The sequence below is a fragment of the Cryobacterium lactosi genome (assembly GCF_004403945.1).
Taxonomy (GTDB): Bacteria; Actinomycetota; Actinomycetes; order Actinomycetales; family Microbacteriaceae; genus Cryobacterium; species Cryobacterium lactosi.
This window is the reverse complement of the sequence record NZ_SOHM01000031.1, coordinates 252,443-269,783: the sequence shown is the minus strand read 5'-3', so window position 1 is coordinate 269,783 and position 17,341 is coordinate 252,443. Positions and strand designations below refer to the sequence as shown.

Genomic DNA, 17,341 nt, shown 5'->3' with positions numbered 1-17,341 from the left:
AGGCTGTAGTGGGGGGCGGATGTCAACGCTGGGGCTGGCGGCATCGCGTGTGCGCGCCGCGGTGCCGGCACTCCTCGCGCTGCTGCTGATTGTGGTTGTCGCCGTCACCGCTCTCGGCACCACGACCGGCCTCGTCCAGCACCGGGTCGCCGCCGGGGCAGCCGTCACACTCGCGGATGCGGCGGCGCAGTCCGCCGCCGTGCGCGTCACCACGCACCTTGCCGAGGATGCCACCGCCCAGGATGCCGCCGCCACCGGCCTGTTCGGCGACCTGTTTCCGCAGGGCACGTTCACGGTGCACAGGTCGGAGGTCAGTCTCGCCGTTCCGATGCTCGCCGGCGGCACCGCCGGCCCGGAATCCACCGCGTTGTTCGCCCGCCTGCCCGACCTCGCCGATCGGGTCACGATCACAGCCGGCGCCTGGCCGGCCTCGGGTTCCTCTGCCGAGGCTCCGCCCGTCGCGGTGCAAGCCGATGCGGCGGCTTCCCTCGGCCTCGGAGTCGGCGACGTCCTGACCGTGGGCACCGCCGCCATTCCGGTGTCGTTTGAGGTCGCCGCACTCTGGCGGGCCACCGACCCCACCTCGCCCACCTGGTTCGCCGACTCCGCGGTGACGGCCGGGCGCGCCGGCGGGGCATCCGGACTCTTCGTTGTGGAGCAGGACCTCACCGTGCTGCCGACCCAGCACTTCGCGGTGTGGACCCTCTCGGCGACACCGGCCGCGGCCGGCGACCAGAACCGGGCGGCAGTACTCGCCGGCCTGCGCCACCTGGGTGAACGGGTCGATGCCGCGCCCGGTCTCACGGTCTCCTCCTCCACCACCGAGGGCGACCTCGCCGGCACCCTGCAACGCATCGATGCTGCCGGGCGCGGCGCCACGGCCATCGGCATCACCGCAATCTTCATCATCGGAATGCTCGGCATTGTCGCGCTGATGCAGGTGAGCACGGTCCTGGTCGGATCCCGGCGCGAGCAGACCGCACTGCTCCGCGCCCGGGGGCTTGCTCTGGGCCAACACGGGGTGCTCGTCATCGCCGAGGGTCTCCTGGTCACGATTCCCGGCAGTCTCATCGGCCTCGTGGCCACGGGCGTGCTGGTAGCCGCCGTCACAGGTTCCGACCCGTCCGGTCCGGCGTCGGGCGCCGTCCCGTTCGCGCTCGGGGTCTCCGTGGCCGGCGTCGTTGTGCTCGCCGTGACCGTGCTCAGCGAGCCGGCCGGTCCGGGCCGGAGTCCTCGGCGGTCACTGGCCACCTTCGCGGTCAGCTTCGGCATCATCGGCGCGGCCGCCGTCCTGGCGATCTGGCAGCTGCACGCTCAGGGGTCACCGGTCCGCGCCGGCGGCGACGGTGGCGCGGACCTGGTGACCGCGACCAGCCCGGCCCTGGCGCTGATCGCGATCGCGGCCCTGGGCACGATGGGCTTTGTGGTGCTCGCTCCCCTGCGCGCCGCCCGAGCGGTCCGTCGAGGGTCCGTGGTCTCGCTCCTGGCCGACAGCCAACTCGGCTCACGGGCCACCCGGTACCTCGTGCCCATCCTGGCCCTGGCCATCACCATCGCCAGTGCCGCATTCGCCACAGGCATCGCCACCACGTGGCAGAACGCCCAAGTGCAGGCCCAGCTGATCGGCACCGGCCCCACCGTCGACATCGATCTCCACAGCGACGCCACCGCGCCGGCCGCCACCGAGCCGGTGAACGCCACCCGGTACGCCGCCATCGACGGCGTGCGCGCCGCCGCCGCCGTGGTCGTCAGCCGGGTGCGCCTGGGTTCGGATTCGGTCCCCGTCGTGAGCATCCGCCCCGACGCGGCCGAGACCCTGCTCGGTGACGCCGGCGGCGAGTTCGCCGCCGCTCTGCGCACCACCAGCCCCTCGAGTGTGCAGTTGGAGTTGCCCGCCACCGCGACCGGGGTCCAAGCCTCGGTCTCGTTCGGCGAGACGCCACCGGCCGCGAGCTTCGCGGTGTCGATCTGGGCATCGGATGCGGATGGGTCGCTGGCGAGGATCCCGCTCGCCGAGCCGGCGGGAGCGGCGGGGCCCGGATCGGTGTACAGCGGCGTGCTGCCGGCCGGCACCCGGCCCTGGCGCCTGGTCGCCGTTGAGGCAGAACGGTCCGGTCCGCCCGACGCCGCGGTGCCGACACTCCTGGTTGACCGGTTCGCCGGCACCGCCGACGGTGCCGCCAGCCCACTCGATCCGTCCATGGCGGTCTCGCTCGATATCGCGGCAGCGCTCCCCCGGTCCCGCGCCGTCATCGGTTCCCAGGGCCCGGCTGCGCTGCCGGTCGTGGTGACGACGGCCCTGGCCGACAGGGTGGGCGTCTCCGTCGGCGACCCTCTCGCCTTCGGGTTCGGCGCCAGCGGGGCGTTGCTGGATGCGCAGGTCTCCGCGATCGTCCAGAGCCTGCCCGGCAGCGGGTCGCGCCTCGGCATCGCCACGGACCTGGCGGCGTTGAACAACGCCACCCTGCAGCAGGGCCGGTCCCCCGTGCTCGCCGGGAACATCTGGCTCGACACCGACACCCCGGACACGGTGTCGACAACCGCGACGACGGTCGCCACCTCGACCGCCGTCCTGTCCTCGCACCGGACCACGACGGCCGCGCCGATCCTCCAGCCGGCCATGGACGCGTTCTGGATCGCCGCCGCAGCGGCCGGCCTGCTCGCGTTGATCACGTTCTCCGCCTTCATAGCCGACGACTCCCGCCTGCGCAGAACCGGCATCCCGGTGCTCCGCGCGCTCGGCCTGTCTTCGGCCCAGCTGACCCGTGCTCGCGCGCGGGAGTTGCTGTTCGTCCTCGTCTTCGCTCTGATCGCGGGTGCGGTCGCGGGCATCGGCGCGACCCTCATCGCCGTCGCTCCGTTCGTCGCCGCGGCGGTGCCGGGCTCGGGCGGCTACCTCTCCGTCGTCCCCGCCCTGGACCCGCTGCCCTGGCTCGGCTTCTCCACCGCCGTCGTGGCCGGCGCGTTGCTCGTCATCGGCGTTGCTCTGGAGCGGTTGAACGGATCCGGTCCGGAGGTGCGCTCGTGACGTCTCGCCACTTGGGCTCCCTCCGGCTGCTCACCCGCTCGCTCTGGGCTTTCCCGGCCGTGCTCACGATGATTGCCCTCGTCACCGTGGGGCTCTCCGTCTCGGCCACGGTCCTCCCCCGGGCCGTCGACGGCGTGATCAGCGATATCGTGCGCCACGATGTCGGCAACGCCGCGCCGGTGAACCGGGACGTCATCTCGGCCGGTCAGGGCCGCTACGACCTCGGCCCGTCCGTCGCCGGCACACCCGCGGGGATGACGGCGGAAAGCGCCGCGGTCTGGGGTCGACTCGACGATCAGCTCGGCCAATTCCACGACACCCTGCCCGCGCCGTTACGCGAAACGATCGGCGCGGCAGACTTCACCGTCGCCACAGTGCCCGCGGAGAGCTGGATCGCGGGGATCCTGCCCGCCAGCCTCGGGCTGCGCTATGACCCCCGGTACCTCTCGCGCATCACGATGACCGCGGGCCGGGCACCAGCGGGAGTGCCCGAGCGAGTGCCCAGTGAGACGCCCCTCGAGGTGATCGCCGCCGACGCGACGGCGCTGAAGATCGACTGGGCGATCGGTGAGGAACGCCCACTGTTCCTGAACGGCGCGACCCAGCAGCTGGTCCTCGTCGGCACGTTCACGCCGGTAGACGCCGACGCCGGCTACTGGACCCAGGCAACCTCGACCCACCGGCCCGCGGTTCTGCCGGGAACCCCACCCACCGTGCAGGCCCTGTTGTTCGTGAACCCGGACGGCTTCCCGGCGGCGGTTGCGGGCGGCCTGCCGATCACAAGTTCGGTCTGGTTCCCGGCCCGGGCGGATGCGGTATCCGCCGAGGCCGTGCCGACCATCGCCAGGCAGATCCGCCAGCTCACCACGGTCGACCATCAACTGGGCGACTCCCTGCAGCCCAGACTGGTGTTCACCAGCGGTCTGCCGGAGGTGCTCGAGGAATCGCTGGCGCGCAGCATTTCCACCCAGAGTGTTCTCACGCTCATCATGGTCAGCCCGGTTGGTCTCGCCCTCGTGCTCGAGGTGCTGGTGGCCCGCCTGGCAGCCGAGCGTCTGCGTCAGAGCCTGGCACTGCTGGCCGCACGCGGGGCTTCCAGGCGGCAACGCCTCACCGTCGTCGGCGTGCCGGCGCTGCTCCTTGGCCTCCTGGCCGCGGCGGCCGGCTGCGCCGTCGGTGCGCTACTGCCCGGGGGCGAATTCGGTTCCGCCGCCCTCATCGCCGTCGGGGTCAGCGCCGTGGCACCCGCGGTCCTGCTTGTGGCCTTCACCACCCAGGTCGACAGGTCGGGAAACGCGGACCGGAGCCGTCTGCCCGGCCTCCTCAGGCTGGCCGGTGAGCTGCTGGTCGTGCTGGGCACCGTCGCCGCCCTGCTGGCCACCGTTCAGCGCAGCATCGGCAGCGCAGAGAGCGGCGGCACGTCCGTCGATCTGCTCGCCACCTCGATCCCGCTGCTGCTCTCCCTTCTCGGCTGCATCGTCATGCTTCGGGTCTACCCGGTGCTCGTGCGGCGCTGGCTGGCTGCCGCACAGCAGGCCCGGGGAATCGGCGCGTTCGTCGGGATCGCCCGCGCCATCCGCGGTGGCACGGCAGGCCTCCTGCCCCTACTCGCTGTGGTCCTCGGCGTCTCGGTAGCCGTCTTCTCCGGGCTGCTTTCGGCGACCATGACGACGGGCCTCGACACGGCGGCACGCGCGACGGTCGGTGCCGACATCCTGATCGAGAACGTGCGCCTGGACCCTGCGGCGCTACAGGAGCTGCGCACCATCGACGGGGTCGCGGACGTGGCCGGCGTCTCCGTCGACAGGTCGCAGAAGGTCGAGTTCGCCGGCCATGCCGCAACGACCGCGTCCGTCGTGCTCGTGGACTCCGCTGAGCTGAGGGCGGTGCAGGCCGGCGTGCCGGGGCGGCTGCCGCTGGACGACCAGCTGCTGGGAACCGCCGGTGACGGCGCACCGGTCATGGTGTCGGCCCGGTTGAGTGAGGCACTAGAGGGCACGCGGGTCGCCGAACTCGACGGCCGGCCGGTCGAGGTGGTCGCCGATCCCATCGACGGCGGGCCGCTCGCTCTGGACGGCAACTGGGTGCTGCTCGACCGGTCCCGTGCCGACGCCATCAACTTCATCTCCCAGGAGACATCCACCCGGGCGCTGGTGCGGGTCACCGATCCGGCGAGCATCCCGGCGGTCGTCGACCGGCTGCGCGCCGCGCTGCCCGTGACGGCCACAACGCCGACCACAGCCTCGGTCAGATTCACCACGGCGGCGGACACCGTGGCCGCGCTGTCGGCCAACCCGGCAATCCGGGATGTGCACACGGCGGCCGGCGCCGCCATCGGCGGGGCCGCGCTCATCACCTCCCTCGCCCTCGTTCTCACCTTGCTGCTGGACGGGCCCGCGCGCCGCGGTGCCGTGGCCTTGCTCTCCGCGGTGGGCCTGAGCAGGCGCCAGGGTGCCGCGATCGTGAGGTGGGAAATCGCACCGCTGGGCATCGCCGGCCTGGTCGGCGGCGCGGTCCTGGGCGGGGCGCTCTCCCTGGTGGTGCTGGCCATCGTGGACCTTCGACCGTTCACCGGCGGGTTCGCCCAACCGACGATCGCCGTGAATCCTTGGCTCACCGGCGGTTCCATCGCGCTTTTTGCCGCGGTCTTCCTCCTCACCGGCGCCGCGGCCTCCCGGCACGCCACCCGGCGCGACCGTGCGCCGTCTCCGACGGACGCGTCGACCACAGCCCTCGCAGGAACCTCCCCCCAGAACCCAGGACGGACCTCATGACACTCCCGATGACACCACGCTCAGTCACCGAGTCGGTGCGAACGGATGCGCCCGACATCGACTGCGTCGACTTGGTGCGCATCTTCCGCACCAAAGACGTGGAGGTGCAGGCGCTTCAGGGCCTGACCCTGCGGATTCAGCGCGGCGACATGGTCGCGGTGATCGGCGCATCCGGCTCGGGCAAATCGACCCTGCTCAACGTGTTGTCGGGTCTCGACCAGGTCTCGGCGGGGCGCGCCACCGTGGCCGGCCATGACATGGTCACCATGGGCCGGGCCGAGCGCGTCAGGTTTCAGCGCACCAGCGTGGGCTTCGTCTGGCAGCAGACCGCGCGCAACCTGCTGCCCTATCTCACCGCGGCGCAGAACATCGCCGCGGTCATCGCCATCGCCGGCGGACCGCGCGGGGCCGCGCGAGCCCGCCGGGTTGACGAACTGCTCGATCTGCTGGGGGTCGGAGACATGCGCGACCGCACCGCCGCCGAGATGTCGGGCGGCCAGCAACAGCGGGTGGCCATCGCCGTGGCCATCGCGAACGACCCCGCTGTACTGCTGGCGGATGAACCCACGGGCGAGCTCGACGAAGCCACCAGCGAGGAGGTGCTCGGGGCGATGCGGCGCGTCAACGAAGAACGCGGCGTCACCACCCTCATCGTCACGCACGACGCCACGGTCTCCGACCAGGTGCGCCGCACCGTGCAGATCCGTGACGGCCGTACGTCCACCGAGGTGGTGCGCAGTACCCGGGTTGACGAACTCGGCGACGAGTACGCCGTGGCCGAGGAGTACGCCGTGCTGGACCGGGTGGGCCGGATGCAACTGCCAGCCACCTTCACCGAGAGTCTCGACCTGCGCGACCGGGTGCGGCTCACCCTCGAGTCCGATCACGTGGGGGTGCGCCGGGCCGCCGACAAGCCCGAACCGACCGCGGAACCGGCCGTGGGAGCAGAACGATGACCCCGGGAGCGCACACCTCCTCCGTGCGGATGGTCCGCGAATCGGTGCTGCGCGCCGAAGGACTGGGCCGGGTCTTCAGCACCAGGGCCGGCACCGTGATCGGCTGCGAGGGCATCGACCTGGAGATTTTCGCCGGCGAACTCGTGGTGGTCCGCGGCGCCTCCGGGGCCGGCAAGTCCACCCTGTTGCGGCTGCTCGGCGGTCTCGACTCCCCCACCAGCGGTGCCGTCTGGGTACGCGGGGTGCCCTTCGCGGGCCTCACCGAGGAGCAGACCGTTCAGCTGCGCCGAGACGAGCTGGGATTCATCTTCCAGGACTTCGGTCTCATCCCGGTGCTCTCCGCCGGCCAGAACGTGAGCCTGCCCCTGCGCATGAAAGCCACGGATGCCGACGCCCGCGACGCCCGGGTGGCCGAGGTTCTCGAGCTGGTCGGCCTCACTGACCACGCGGCGCAGCTGCCCGACGAACTCTCCGGTGGCCAGCAGCAGCGGGTGGGCATCGCCCGGGCTCTCGCCGTGCCACCGAGCATCCTCATCGCCGACGAACCCACGGCCCAGCTCGACGCCGCCAACGCTGCGATCGTGATGGACCTGCTGCTGCACCTGGTGCGCACTGAGGGCATCGCCGTGGTCGTGGCCACCCACGACCTTGACCTGGCCGACCGGGCCGACCGGGTCATCGAGTTACACGATGGCCGCATCGTGTCGCGGCCGGGCCGGCGCTCCGCCTGACCCTGCCGCGCTACGCCGCCGGGTTCAGCGCCGCGACGGCGGCGGGATACCGACCCTCGACCTCGGCGAAGCGCAGGAACTTCACGGTGTCGACGAGGATCTCCTGGGCGTCGGGCTGGGCGTCCAGCAGGGCCATGACCTCGTCGGTGAAGGCGTCGAGGGGCATAAAGTGCTCGTTCACCGAGTTGCCGGGCATGAGTTCGGTCTGCACGGCAGGCGGAACGAGCTCGATGACCTGCACCGAGGTGCCCGCGAGCTGCATGCGGATCGTCTCGCTGTACCGGTGGATGAACGCCTTCGTGCCGTTGTACGTGGGGGTGTGCGCCAGCGGAGTGTGCGCCAGACCGGAGGACACTGTGATCAGGGTGGCTGCGGGGCGGGCCTGGAGGTGCTCGATGAAAGCGGCGACCAGGCGCAGCGGACCGTTGATGTTGGTCTCCACGATGCGCTCGGCTAGGGCCAGGAACCCGGCCCCGCGCACATCCTCGGCGTCCATCACCCCGGCCATGGCGATGAGCACGTTCAGGTCGGCGTGCTCGGCCAGAACCTGGTCGCGGGCGGCCAGCACCGAGGCCGGATCGGTGGTGTCGATGGTCACGGTCGAAAGGCCGTGCTCGAGGGCGAGGCGCTGCAGCACGTCGGAGCGGCGGCCGCCGATCACGACGGTGTTGCCGGCGGCCTGCAGACGCAGGGCCAGGGCAAGGCCGATGCCCGACGTGGCGCCGGGGATGAAAATGGTGTTTCCGGTGATGTTCATGCCTCGAGTGTGCGCGGCGACAAGCGGATGCGGGAGAGGAGCCGTTGTCGTAGGACTGCCGGTCCCTGGAGAGCGGCGCGCGGGTGGCGGATGATGGAGGCATGGATCACACCGCCCTCGCCGATTTTCTCCGCTCCCGCCGGAGCGGGCTCCGCCCCGAGGACGTCGGGCTCCCCGAGGGACCGCGACGCCTGGTGCCGGGCCTCCGCCGTGAAGAGGTTGCCGCGCTGGCCGGGATGTCCGCGGACTACTACGTGCGGATGGAGCAGGCCCGCAGCCCGCAACCCTCCGAGCAGATGCTCGCAGCACTGGCCCGGGCACTGCGCCTGAGCAACGACGAACGGGACTACCTCTACCGCCTCGCCGGCCACAACGTGCCCGCCCGCACCCCGCTGGACACCCACGTTGCCCCCTCGCTGATGCGGGTCTTCGACCGGCTCGAGGAGACCCCGGCGCTGATCCTTTCCAGCCTCGGCGAGACGTTGGCCCAGAACTGGCTGGGCGCGGCGCTGCTCGGCGACCATTCCAGGCACACCGGGCTGGCTCGCAGCAGCGTGTACCGGTGGTTCACCGACCCTGCCGAACGGGAGATCTACCCGGTTGCCGACCGGCCCAGGCAGAGCCGGGCCCAGGTCGCCGGTCTCCGCGCGGCCTTCGGCGCGGCGGGGCAACACTCCCGCGCGGGCGCCCTGGTGCGGGAACTGAGCCGGGTGAGCGTCGAGTTCACCGAGATCTGGGAGTTGCAGGATGTGGCCACCCGCTTCGAAGATCACAAAACCTTGATCCATCCGGAACTGGGCGCGATCGAACTCGACTGCCAGACGCTCTTCACCGAGGACCACGGGCAGGCGTTGCTCATCCTCACCGCGGCGCCGCGCAGCGAGGCCGCCGAGAAGCTGGCGCTCCTGGCCGTGCTCGGCCACCAGCGGTTCACCCCGGCACCCCTGGCCAACGGGCCGACCGCCGACTAGTGCGTGCGTGAGCTCGTCGGGTGCTCGCCGCCGCCGGGTGACCAGTTGCGCCCCGCGTCGTAGGCTGGAACCCACAGCTGAGGAACGGGAGGCCACGATGGCCGAGACGACACTGGCCGGCGTGACGGTTGGCGAGGTGATGGCCGATCTGGCTGCGCTGGAGAACCCGAAGGTCCGCGCGGTGAACGCCAACCACGGTGACGACCACGGCGTCAATCTCACCCAGTTGCGCGCCGTCGCGAAGCGGTTGAAAGCCCAACCGGAGCTGGCCCGCGACCTCTGGCAGACCGGGGACACCGCGGCGCGCCTGCTGGCGATCTTGATCTGCCGCCCGAAGGCGTTCGACCGTGACGACCTGGACCGGATGATCCGCGAGGCTGGCACCCCCAAGGTGCAGGACTGGCTCGTGAACTACGTGGTGAAGAAGAACCCGCACGCCGAAGAGCTCCGCGTGGCCTGGTTCGCCGATCCCGACGCCGTGGTCGCCAGCGCCGGCTGGGCCCTGACCACCGAACGCGTGGCCAAATCCCCCGAGGGCCTCGACCTGGCCGGGCTGCTCGACCTCATCGAGGCCGAGATGAAGGATGCGCCGGGGCGCCTGCAATGGGCCATGAACCACTGCCTCGCCCAGATCGGGATCGAGCACGCCGAGTATCGCGCCCGCGCCCTGGCCATCGGTGAACGTCTGCAGGTGCTCAAGGACTACCCGACTCCCCCAGGCTGCACCTCGCCGTTCGCTCCGGCCTGGATCACCGAGATGGTGAGCCGCCAACACCCCATCGAAAACACGCCCCCAACCTGAACCGAGGCCTCCATGACCGACGACGTCGGCGCCATTGCCGCCCTGCTCGCCCAGGTCACCGTGGGCGTCGAACGCCGCGCGCCCGACACCGAGCAGCCCAGCACCGAGCAGCCCACCGGCGAGCCCCCTGCTCCTGCGGGCACTCCAGACGCATCCTGACCCACCATCGGGTCTGACCCGGTGCTGCGCCGGTCGGCTGGATGGCAGCAACGCCTAGCGGTCGGTTTCGTGCCAAATCAGCCGCCGCGGATGAACCGTCTCAGCGACCGGTGCGGCCGGACAGCAGAGCGTGCAGCAGCGGCAGGGCCGACCCGATCATCAGCACGCTTCCGAGCACCGTGTCGTCCGCGCGGAGCACCGCACCGGCGATGAGCAGCGCCCCGAACAGGAGCGCCGACACCGCTCGTCCCACGGTGCGTTCGAGCCGGGCGACCCGTCGTTCAAGGGTGGGGCTCGCCACGGCTACGGTGCCGTCCTCGAAGCGGGTGACCAGCCCGTCCAACCGCTTGGGTAGGCGCCAGGCGATACCGGCGTTCTCCAGGGCCTGTTTGCCGAAGTCCTGAACCACGTTGCCGCCCTCGTCGCGGATCAGCTGCGACGCGTAGGGCTCCACCGAATCCCAGAGGTTGAACGCCGGGTTCAGCGAACTGCAGACCCCTGAAGTGAGCGACATCGCCCGGATGATCAGCAGGAAGTTCTCCGGCAGCTGGAACGGCAGCGCCCGCACGACGTCCCCGAACTGGATGGCGAAGTCGCGGAACTCCCGCGGGTCCACCTCGCGCAGCTCGGCGAAGCCCATGCCGCCGAAGCGGGCGAAGAGCTGCTTCATCGCCTTTTCCAGCTCGGAGGTTTCGGCCGAGGGCAGCAGCACGCCCAGGTCCCGGGCGGCGTTGACCATGCCCGTGCCGTCGCGCGACGCGGCCGCGATGAGCATCTTGCGCAGGCCCGCCCGGGTGGTCGGCGGTACCTCCCCCATCATGCCGAAGTCGATGAAGGTGAGTTTCCAACCGCGACCGCTCGGGTCATCTGGCACCGGGGTGACGAAGATGTTGCCCGGGTGCGGGTCGGCGTGGAAGAACCCGCTGCTGAACAGCTGGTCGAACATCACCGAGGCGAAGACCGGGGCCACCTCATCGGGATCGATGCCGGCCAGGCCGAGCCCCACGGTGTCGGTGATCTTGATCGCGGTCACGTCCTCGAGGGTGAGAACACGCCGTGTCGAGCGCTCCCACACCACGGCAGGCACGCTCACCCTGTCGTCGCCGTCGAATTCCTCGGCGAATCGCACCGAGCTGGCGGCCTCGTGCAGGTAGTCGATCTCCTCGAGGCTGGTCAGCGCGAACTCCTCCACCAGCGCCGGCGCATCCACCCGGTTTGAGACCAGGCGCACGTGGCTGAGCCAGCCGCCCACCTTGCGCAGGGCCGCCAGGTCGACGTCGACAATGGTGTCGATGCCGGGCCGTTGCACCTTGATCACCACGGCTTCGAGGCCGGTGTCAGCGGAGTCTTGCGGGGCGAGCATGGCGCGGTGCGCCTGGCCGAGGGATGCGGCCGCCAGCGGCGTCTCATCCACCCACGTGAACGCGCGCTCCAGCGGCATGCCCAGCTCGGCCTCGGCGAGCACCCGTATCGCCGCGAACGGCACCGGCGGCACCTCGTCCTGTAGACCCTCGAGCTCGGAGGTGATCTCCGGCGGCAGTACGTCCAGGCGCGACGACATGAACTGGCCGACCTTGATCATCAGCCCGCCCAGGTCCACTGCGAGCACGTGAAAACGTTTAGCGAATCTGGTCATCCGCTTCGCCCGGGTGCGCTCTGCGACCTTTGCGAGCCCGATGCGCGGAAGCAGCAGCTCGTAGAACCAGGTGACGGCGAGATTCCAGCCGGCGAAACGCAGGATGCGACGGTAACGGGCTCGCGTGTCCCCCGCGCCGGGATTCACGCTCGGTGATTCCCGGCGAACCGATGGCACCCGTCAGTCCTGGGCGAGGATCGAGTAAATCCGCCGACGTGCTTCGTCGATCGCGGCCACGGCCTGCTTGACCTGCTCGGGAGAGCCGGTGCGGCCCACCTGCGCGGCGGCCTGGGCAAGCTCGATGCCGGCCTTGGGCAGCGCGGTGAACTTGGCGTCCTCCGTGTCACTCTCCGGCGCCCACGGCGACGATCCGGCCGAACCGGCCACTTCCTCGCGGCCCGCGTCGGTGAGCGAGTACGTCTTGCGACCGTTCGACTCCTCCGCGCTGATGAGGCCCTCGTCGGCCAACAACTGCAGGGTCGGGTAGACCGAGCCGGCGCTGGGCTTCCAGTGGCCGCCGCTGCGCTCCTCGATCTCGTGGATGATCTGGTATCCGTGCATCGGCTGCTCGGCGAGCAGCGCGAGCACGGCCTGGCGCACGTCACCGCGCCCCATGCGGCTGCCCACGCGCTTCTCGAACTTCGAACGCAGCTGATCCATCGCCTGCCACATGCCGTCGGCGTTCATGCCGCTGCCGAACCCACTGGTGGGGAATGAAGTGCCCATGATGATCTCCTCAATGACTCGCTAACGATACTCAACGATATAGTCAGGCGCGCGCGATCGAAAGGGATTGCCGGGTCCCGACCACTACTCTCAGCGAACTGTCGTCAAACGCCAAGAAACTAAGATGAGCGGATGCAGTTCTCCCTCTGGGTGGCCCTGGTCGGCGCGGGCACCCTGATCAGTTTCACGCCGGGCGCCGGGGCCATCAACACCATGAGCAACGCCCTCAACGCGGGCTTTCGCCGCTCGATCTGGGGCATCCTCGGCCAGCAGGCCGCGTTGCTCATCCACATCGTCGTCGTGGCGCTCGGGGTCGGCCTGCTGGTGACCAGTTCGCCGATCGCGTTCAGCGTCATTCGTTACGCGGGCGCCGCCTACCTCGTCTACCTGGGCATCCGGCAGTTCCTCGCCAAGCCTGAGCTCGATGCCGAGCGGGTCAGGGCCCTGAGCGATGAGCCGCGCTGGTCGATGTTCCAGCGCGGCCTGTGGGTGAACATGCTCAACCCCAAGGCGATTGTGTTCTTCCTGGCGTTCCTGCCCCAGTTCATCCGGGTCGACCGGCCGTTGGCGGCCCAGTATCTGATCGTCGCGGCCACAGTCGTGGTGATCGACATCGCGGTGATGTGGTTCTTCTTCGCGGTGGCCGCTCGTTCGTTTCAGCGATTTACTCGGGATGCGCGCGGCCAGCGGGTCTTGAACCGCGTGTTCGGCGTGCTTTTCGTGGGAGTGGGCGTGCTGCTGGCGGTCATTCACTGAGGCCGGCCTGCCTGCCCCCCCCCTGTCTTGGCGTGGTGCATTGTGAGCCGCGCGCGGAAACAGGAAACCGCTCCTGAGAATCTCAGGAGCGATCTCCATCCGGCCTGAACGGCGACAGCGGGTATCCGCCGCGCCTTGCCGGCCCTAGCCCTCGTCGCGCCGGGATACCCGCAGGGTGACGATCTGGAAGGCACGAAGGCCCAGCTGCACTCCGTTGTCCGCCGCTGCCGTGATCGCGACGGGTTCGACGGCGCGCTCGAGGATGTCGGTCTCCACAATCCGTTCCACCGGGAATCCGAACTGCACTGTACCCGTGGCCTGGGATCCGCGCGCCTCATAGAGCCGCACGATCACGTCGCCCGACCGGTCCTCGGCCAGTTTCACGGCCTCAATCACGATCGACGCTGCCGTGGTCGTCACCACGGGTTCCACGGCCGCTCCCGACACCTCGCGGAGCGGCAGATTGACGCGGTAGCCCTGCTCGGCAGCACCGATGACGTCGGGGGTGATGCCGATCGAGGTGCGCAACACGTGCACCCCCTGGTCGGCGGTGGGGTCCGGGAAGGTCGGCGCTCGGAGCAGCGACTCGCGCACCGTGGTCGTGGTTCCACCGCCGGTGCGGGTGCGCCGGCCGATGTCGTGGCCGTAGGTCGAGTCGTTGGCCACGGCCACCCCGAAGCCCGGCTCGCCCACGAACACCCACCGGTGGGCACAGGTCTCGAAACGCGCGGCATCCCACGAGGTGTTCACATGGGTGGGCCGGTAGATGTGCCCGAACTGAATCTCGGATGCCGCCCGGTCGGCGTGCACATCCAGCGGGAAGGCCAGCTTGAGGAGCTTCTGCCGCTCGTGCCAATCCACCGTCGTGACGATGTCCAGCGTCGCCTGATCGCCCAGCAGGGTAAGGTCCTGCGACACCGTGGAAGACCCGAAGCTTCGGGTCACCCGCACTGTCGCCCGTCCGGGTTCCTGCGAGGCCAGGACTACCGAATCGGCCTCGAGCAGTTCCACGCCGCTGCGCTGGTAGTGCTCGTCGAGGTCCCAGGCGTCCCACTGGGTCGGGGTGTCCCGGAACAGCTGCAGAACGTTACCCGGTTCGCCGGCCGGGACAGCCTCCCGCCCCGTGCTGAGCTCCACCAGCGAAGTGAGCAGGCCCCGGGCGTCGATGACAACCCGCACGGTCTCGTTTTCGAGCACGAACCCGCCGTCCCGTGCCTCAGCCCGCAGCGGCCCTGGTTCGGTGCGGGGCGCCGCGGAGAGCGCGGGCACCCCTGACACGGCAAACGGTGAGGCGTTGAACACCACCGGTTCAGCGGCATCCGGCCCCGCCAGCGCGGCGAGTGCCTGGGAGATCACGTCCTCGAGCTCCCCACGCACCGCCGCATAGGACGCCTCGGCGACCTGGTGTACCCAGGCGATGGAGCTGCCGGGCAGGATGTCGTGGAACTGGTTCAGCAGCACGGTCTGCCAGGCCGTCTCAATGCGCTCGTGAGGGTAGTCCGCTCCGGTGCGGAGGGTCGCCGCGGTCGCCCAGAGCTCGGCCTCGCGCAGCAGGTGCTCACTGCGCCGGTTGCCGGACTTGGTTTTGGCCTGTGAGGTGTAGGTGCCGCGGTGGAACTCGAGGTAGAGCTCCCCCGACCAGACCGGCGGGTGCGGGTAAGACGCCTCGGCCTCCTCGAAGAACGCCCGTGGGGAGGCGATCCGCACACTGGGTGAGCCCTCCAACGATTCGGTGCGCTTAGCGGCAGCGAGCATCTCGCGTGTCGGTCCTCCCCCACCGTCGCCGTACCCGAAGGGCACCAGCGACACGTTCGACGCGCCCTTCTCTGAGTACTGGCGCTGGGCTCGGGCCAGCTCCTCGCCGGACAGCAGGGAGTTGTAGGTATCCACCGGCGGGAAGTGGGTGAACACCCGGGTGCCGTCGATGCCTTCCCAATTGAAGGTGTGATGCGGCATGGTGTTGGTTTCGTTCCAACTGATCTTCTGGGTGAGGAAATACTTGGAACCTGCCGCGGTCACGATCTGCGGGAAGGCGGCCGTGTAGCCGAACGAGTCGGGCAGCCACACCTCCAGGGGTTCCACATCGAACTCCCGCATGAAGAACGATTTGCCGGCGAGCAGTTGGCGGGCCAGAGCTTCACCGCCGGGCATGTTGGTGTCTGATTCCACCCACATCCCGCCGACCGGCACGAACCGGCCCTCGATCGCGCGTTCGCGGATGCGCTCGAACAGCTGCGGGTAGTGCTCCTTCATCCAGGCGTACTGCTGGGCAGACGAGCACGCGAAGATGAAGTTCGGGTCTTCGTCCATGAGGTGCAGCACGTTCGAGAAGGTGCGTGCGCACTTGCGCACGGTTTCCCGCACCGGCCACAACCAGGCCGAGTCGATGTGCGCGTGACCGACGGCCACCACACGGTGGGCACTGGCATACGCCGGCAGGGCCAGAATCGGTGCGAGGATGCCGCGGCCCAGGTGCGCGCTTCCGCTGACGTCGTCGGGGTCCATCGCGTCGGTCACGGCTTCGAGCGCGCGCATGATCTCCGCGGTGCGGGGCAGGTCGGCGCCCAGTTCCTCCATCAGGCCGACAAGTGTCCAGATGTCCCGGTCCAGCTGCCAGACCTGGTTGTCCAGCAGCGCCACGTCCATGCGGCGGAGCCGGTAAATCGGGTCGGTTCCCGCTGTGGCCTTGTCCCCTACCGCGGTGGGCTTGAAGGTCCAGTCGCTGCCGACGTCGGGGTTGGAGGCGGCCTCGACGTAAACGTCGACCACGCCGCCGGGTCCGACCTGGAGGGGCACGTAGTTATTGAACGGCTCCACGGCCTTCACGATGCGCCCCTCGGGGTCGTAGACGAGACCCTCAGCTTGGAATCCGGCCTGACCGGAGAGGAACCCCAGGTCGACGAGGAGCTCGGTGCGGGTGTCGAGGTGGGCGAACCGCGACCACTCTTCGGGTACGACCCCGGTCACATGGAACCACGTGGTGCCCCACGGCTTGCCCCACGGTGAACCGATGGCGAACGGGGTGAACTCCTGGTCGACGGCGTCGGCGAACGGCACGGGTTCATCGGGGACTTCCCACGCCGAGATCGTGAGGGGCGCGGAGGTGCAGTAGAGCGCGGGGGTGATGCGTTCGCTGACGAATCGACGGATGCGGGCGCGGATGAGGGTGGTGGTGTCGTGCACGGTGGTGCTCCTTGCGTGGTGGGGTCAGCCCTTGATGGCACCGGCCATGGCCGATGAACCGCCGAGGACACGCGATACGAAGACGTACAGCGTGATGACCGGGAGGGAATAGAGAAGGGAGAATGCGGCCAGCTGCCCGTAGGCGACCGTTCCGTATTGCCCGAAGAACGAGAAGATGCTCACGGCCGCCGGAAGTTTGTCGGGTGAGAGCAGCAGCACGAAAGGCACGAAGAAATTGCCCCAGGCGCCGATGAACACGAAGATGAACACCACAGCCAGGCCAGGCCGCATGAGCGGAATCACGATCCGGGTGAGGGTGGTCAACATGGATGCGCCATCCATCCAGGCGGCCTCCTCGAGGCTGACTGGCACGCTGTCCATGAAGTTCTTGGTCATGTAGATCGCGATCGGCAGGCTCGTCGCCGCCAGGAACAGGGTAGTTCCGGGCAGCGAGTCGATGAGGTTGAACGCCACGAACAGCGCATAAACGGGAACCATCATGGCCGTGATCGGCAGGCAGGTTCCGAACAGCACCCCGTAGAGGAAGGGCTTGTTCACCCGCATCTTGTAACGCGACAGCGGGTACGCGGCCAGCACGGCAACGGTCACCGTGATCACGGCGCAGCCGCCGGCCAGGAACAGGCTGTTCAGCAGCGGGATGAACGCCGTTTCCGGCGTCATCACATCGGTGAAGTTCTGCAACGAGAACGTCTCCGGCAGTTTGATCGACAGGGTGGCCCGGGTGTCGACGGAGGCGAGGACCAGCCAGATCAACGGCAGCGCGAAAGCGACGGTGACGAGCAGAAGCACCCCGTTGGAGGCCAGCTTCATGACCCGCCTGCTCGGTGAGGTCATCCCCATC

Annotated in this window: 13 protein-coding genes; 8 read left to right on the top strand and 5 right to left on the bottom strand. The window is 69.6% G+C overall.

Annotation, left to right across the window (positions count from 1 at the left end; all coding sequences use genetic code 11):
- Positions 1-19 precede the first annotated feature (19 nt).
- The 4 genes from E3T61_RS14885 to E3T61_RS14870 are packed head-to-tail and all read left to right on the top strand — an operon-like array spanning position 20 to position 7,489.
- Positions 20-3,028, top strand: a complete 3,009-nt coding sequence (locus E3T61_RS14885) for a hypothetical protein (protein ID WP_134641612.1) — start codon at positions 20-22, stop codon at positions 3,026-3,028.
- Positions 3,025-5,802 carry an FtsX-like permease family protein gene (locus E3T61_RS14880; protein ID WP_134641611.1) on the top strand — a complete coding sequence of 926 codons (2,778 nt, stop codon included), beginning with the start codon at positions 3,025-3,027 and terminating at the stop codon, positions 5,800-5,802. Before E3T61_RS14885 ends, E3T61_RS14880 begins: the two co-directional genes overlap by 4 nt.
- Before the next feature lie 8 nt (positions 5,803-5,810).
- Positions 5,811-6,758 (top strand): ABC transporter ATP-binding protein, encoded by a 948-nt coding sequence (locus E3T61_RS14875; protein ID WP_241992594.1) that lies wholly within the window; start codon positions 5,811-5,813, stop codon positions 6,756-6,758.
- Complete coding sequence (locus tag E3T61_RS14870) at positions 6,755-7,489, top strand: ABC transporter ATP-binding protein (protein ID WP_134641609.1); 735 nt, start codon at positions 6,755-6,757, stop codon at positions 7,487-7,489. Before E3T61_RS14875 ends, E3T61_RS14870 begins: the two co-directional genes overlap by 4 nt.
- Positions 7,490-7,499: 10 nt before the next feature.
- Here the strand turns inward: E3T61_RS14870 and E3T61_RS14865 are convergent, their stop codons facing one another.
- Positions 7,500-8,246 (bottom strand): SDR family oxidoreductase, encoded by a 747-nt coding sequence (locus E3T61_RS14865; protein ID WP_134641608.1) that lies wholly within the window; start codon positions 8,244-8,246, stop codon positions 7,500-7,502.
- A gap of 101 nt (positions 8,247-8,347) precedes the next feature.
- On the opposite strand from E3T61_RS14865, the gene E3T61_RS14860 reads away from it, so the two are divergent.
- The 3 genes from E3T61_RS14860 to E3T61_RS21935 all read left to right on the top strand — a co-directional run bounded on the left by E3T61_RS14860 (position 8,348) and on the right by E3T61_RS21935 (position 10,178).
- A complete protein-coding gene (locus E3T61_RS14860) occupies positions 8,348-9,217 on the top strand; it encodes an MmyB family transcriptional regulator (RefSeq protein ID WP_134641607.1) in 870 nt (289 codons plus the stop codon).
- Positions 9,218-9,314: 97 nt separating this feature from the next.
- Entirely contained in the window at positions 9,315-10,019 is a 705-nt protein-coding gene (locus E3T61_RS14855) for a DNA alkylation repair protein (RefSeq protein ID WP_134641606.1), read from the top strand.
- Between the two features lie 12 nt (positions 10,020-10,031).
- On the top strand, positions 10,032-10,178 hold the full coding sequence (locus E3T61_RS21935; protein ID WP_166793256.1) for a hypothetical protein: 147 nt from the start codon (positions 10,032-10,034) through the stop codon (positions 10,176-10,178).
- Between the two features lie 100 nt (positions 10,179-10,278).
- Here the strand turns inward: E3T61_RS21935 and E3T61_RS14850 are convergent, their stop codons facing one another.
- Both E3T61_RS14850 and E3T61_RS14845 read right to left on the bottom strand, forming a co-directional pair.
- The gene (locus tag E3T61_RS14850; protein ID WP_134641605.1) at positions 10,279-11,991 is read right to left on the bottom strand and encodes an ABC1 kinase family protein; all 1,713 of its coding nucleotides are present in this window, start codon (positions 11,989-11,991) and stop codon (positions 10,279-10,281) included.
- A 3-nt stretch (positions 11,992-11,994) separates the two neighbouring features.
- The gene (locus E3T61_RS14845) at positions 11,995-12,540 is read right to left on the bottom strand and encodes a PadR family transcriptional regulator (RefSeq protein ID WP_134641604.1); all 546 of its coding nucleotides are present in this window, start codon (positions 12,538-12,540) and stop codon (positions 11,995-11,997) included.
- 132 nt (positions 12,541-12,672) lie between these two features.
- On the opposite strand from E3T61_RS14845, the gene E3T61_RS14840 reads away from it, so the two are divergent.
- Positions 12,673-13,296 (top strand): LysE family transporter, encoded by a 624-nt coding sequence (locus tag E3T61_RS14840; RefSeq protein ID WP_134641603.1) that lies wholly within the window; start codon positions 12,673-12,675, stop codon positions 13,294-13,296.
- A gap of 144 nt (positions 13,297-13,440) precedes the next feature.
- Here E3T61_RS14840 and E3T61_RS14835 read toward each other — a convergent pair whose 3' ends face one another.
- Together E3T61_RS14835 and E3T61_RS14830 are read right to left on the bottom strand one after the other, a co-directional pair.
- On the bottom strand, positions 13,441-16,479 hold the full coding sequence (locus tag E3T61_RS14835) for an alpha-mannosidase (protein ID WP_134641602.1): 3,039 nt from the start codon (positions 16,477-16,479) through the stop codon (positions 13,441-13,443).
- 24 nt (positions 16,480-16,503) lie between these two features.
- Positions 16,504-17,340, bottom strand: a complete 837-nt coding sequence (locus E3T61_RS14830; protein WP_134641601.1) for a carbohydrate ABC transporter permease — start codon at positions 17,338-17,340, stop codon at positions 16,504-16,506.
- Position 17,341: the final 1 nt, after the last annotated feature.

Bases quoted from the DNA above. Each gene is read 5' to 3' on its own strand.
- E3T61_RS14870 (WP_134641609.1), top strand. From the start codon at position 6,755: ATGACCCCGGGAGCGCACACCTCCTCCGTGCGGATGGTCCGCGAATCG.
- E3T61_RS14840 (WP_134641603.1), top strand. From the start codon at position 12,673: ATGCAGTTCTCCCTCTGGGTGGCCCTGGTCGGCGCGGGCACCCTGATC.
- E3T61_RS14865 (WP_134641608.1), bottom strand. From the start codon at position 8,246: ATGAACATCACCGGAAACACCATTTTCATCCCCGGCGCCACGTCGGGC.
- E3T61_RS21935 (WP_166793256.1), top strand. From the start codon at position 10,032: ATGACCGACGACGTCGGCGCCATTGCCGCCCTGCTCGCCCAGGTCACC.
- E3T61_RS14860 (WP_134641607.1), top strand. From the start codon at position 8,348: ATGGATCACACCGCCCTCGCCGATTTTCTCCGCTCCCGCCGGAGCGGG.
- E3T61_RS14830 (WP_134641601.1), bottom strand. From the start codon at position 17,340: ATGGGGATGACCTCACCGAGCAGGCGGGTCATGAAGCTGGCCTCCAAC.
- E3T61_RS14845 (WP_134641604.1), bottom strand. From the start codon at position 12,540: ATGGGCACTTCATTCCCCACCAGTGGGTTCGGCAGCGGCATGAACGCC.
- E3T61_RS14855 (WP_134641606.1), top strand. From the start codon at position 9,315: ATGGCCGAGACGACACTGGCCGGCGTGACGGTTGGCGAGGTGATGGCC.
- E3T61_RS14875 (WP_241992594.1), top strand. From the start codon at position 5,811: ATGACACCACGCTCAGTCACCGAGTCGGTGCGAACGGATGCGCCCGAC.
- E3T61_RS14885 (WP_134641612.1), top strand. From the start codon at position 20: ATGTCAACGCTGGGGCTGGCGGCATCGCGTGTGCGCGCCGCGGTGCCG.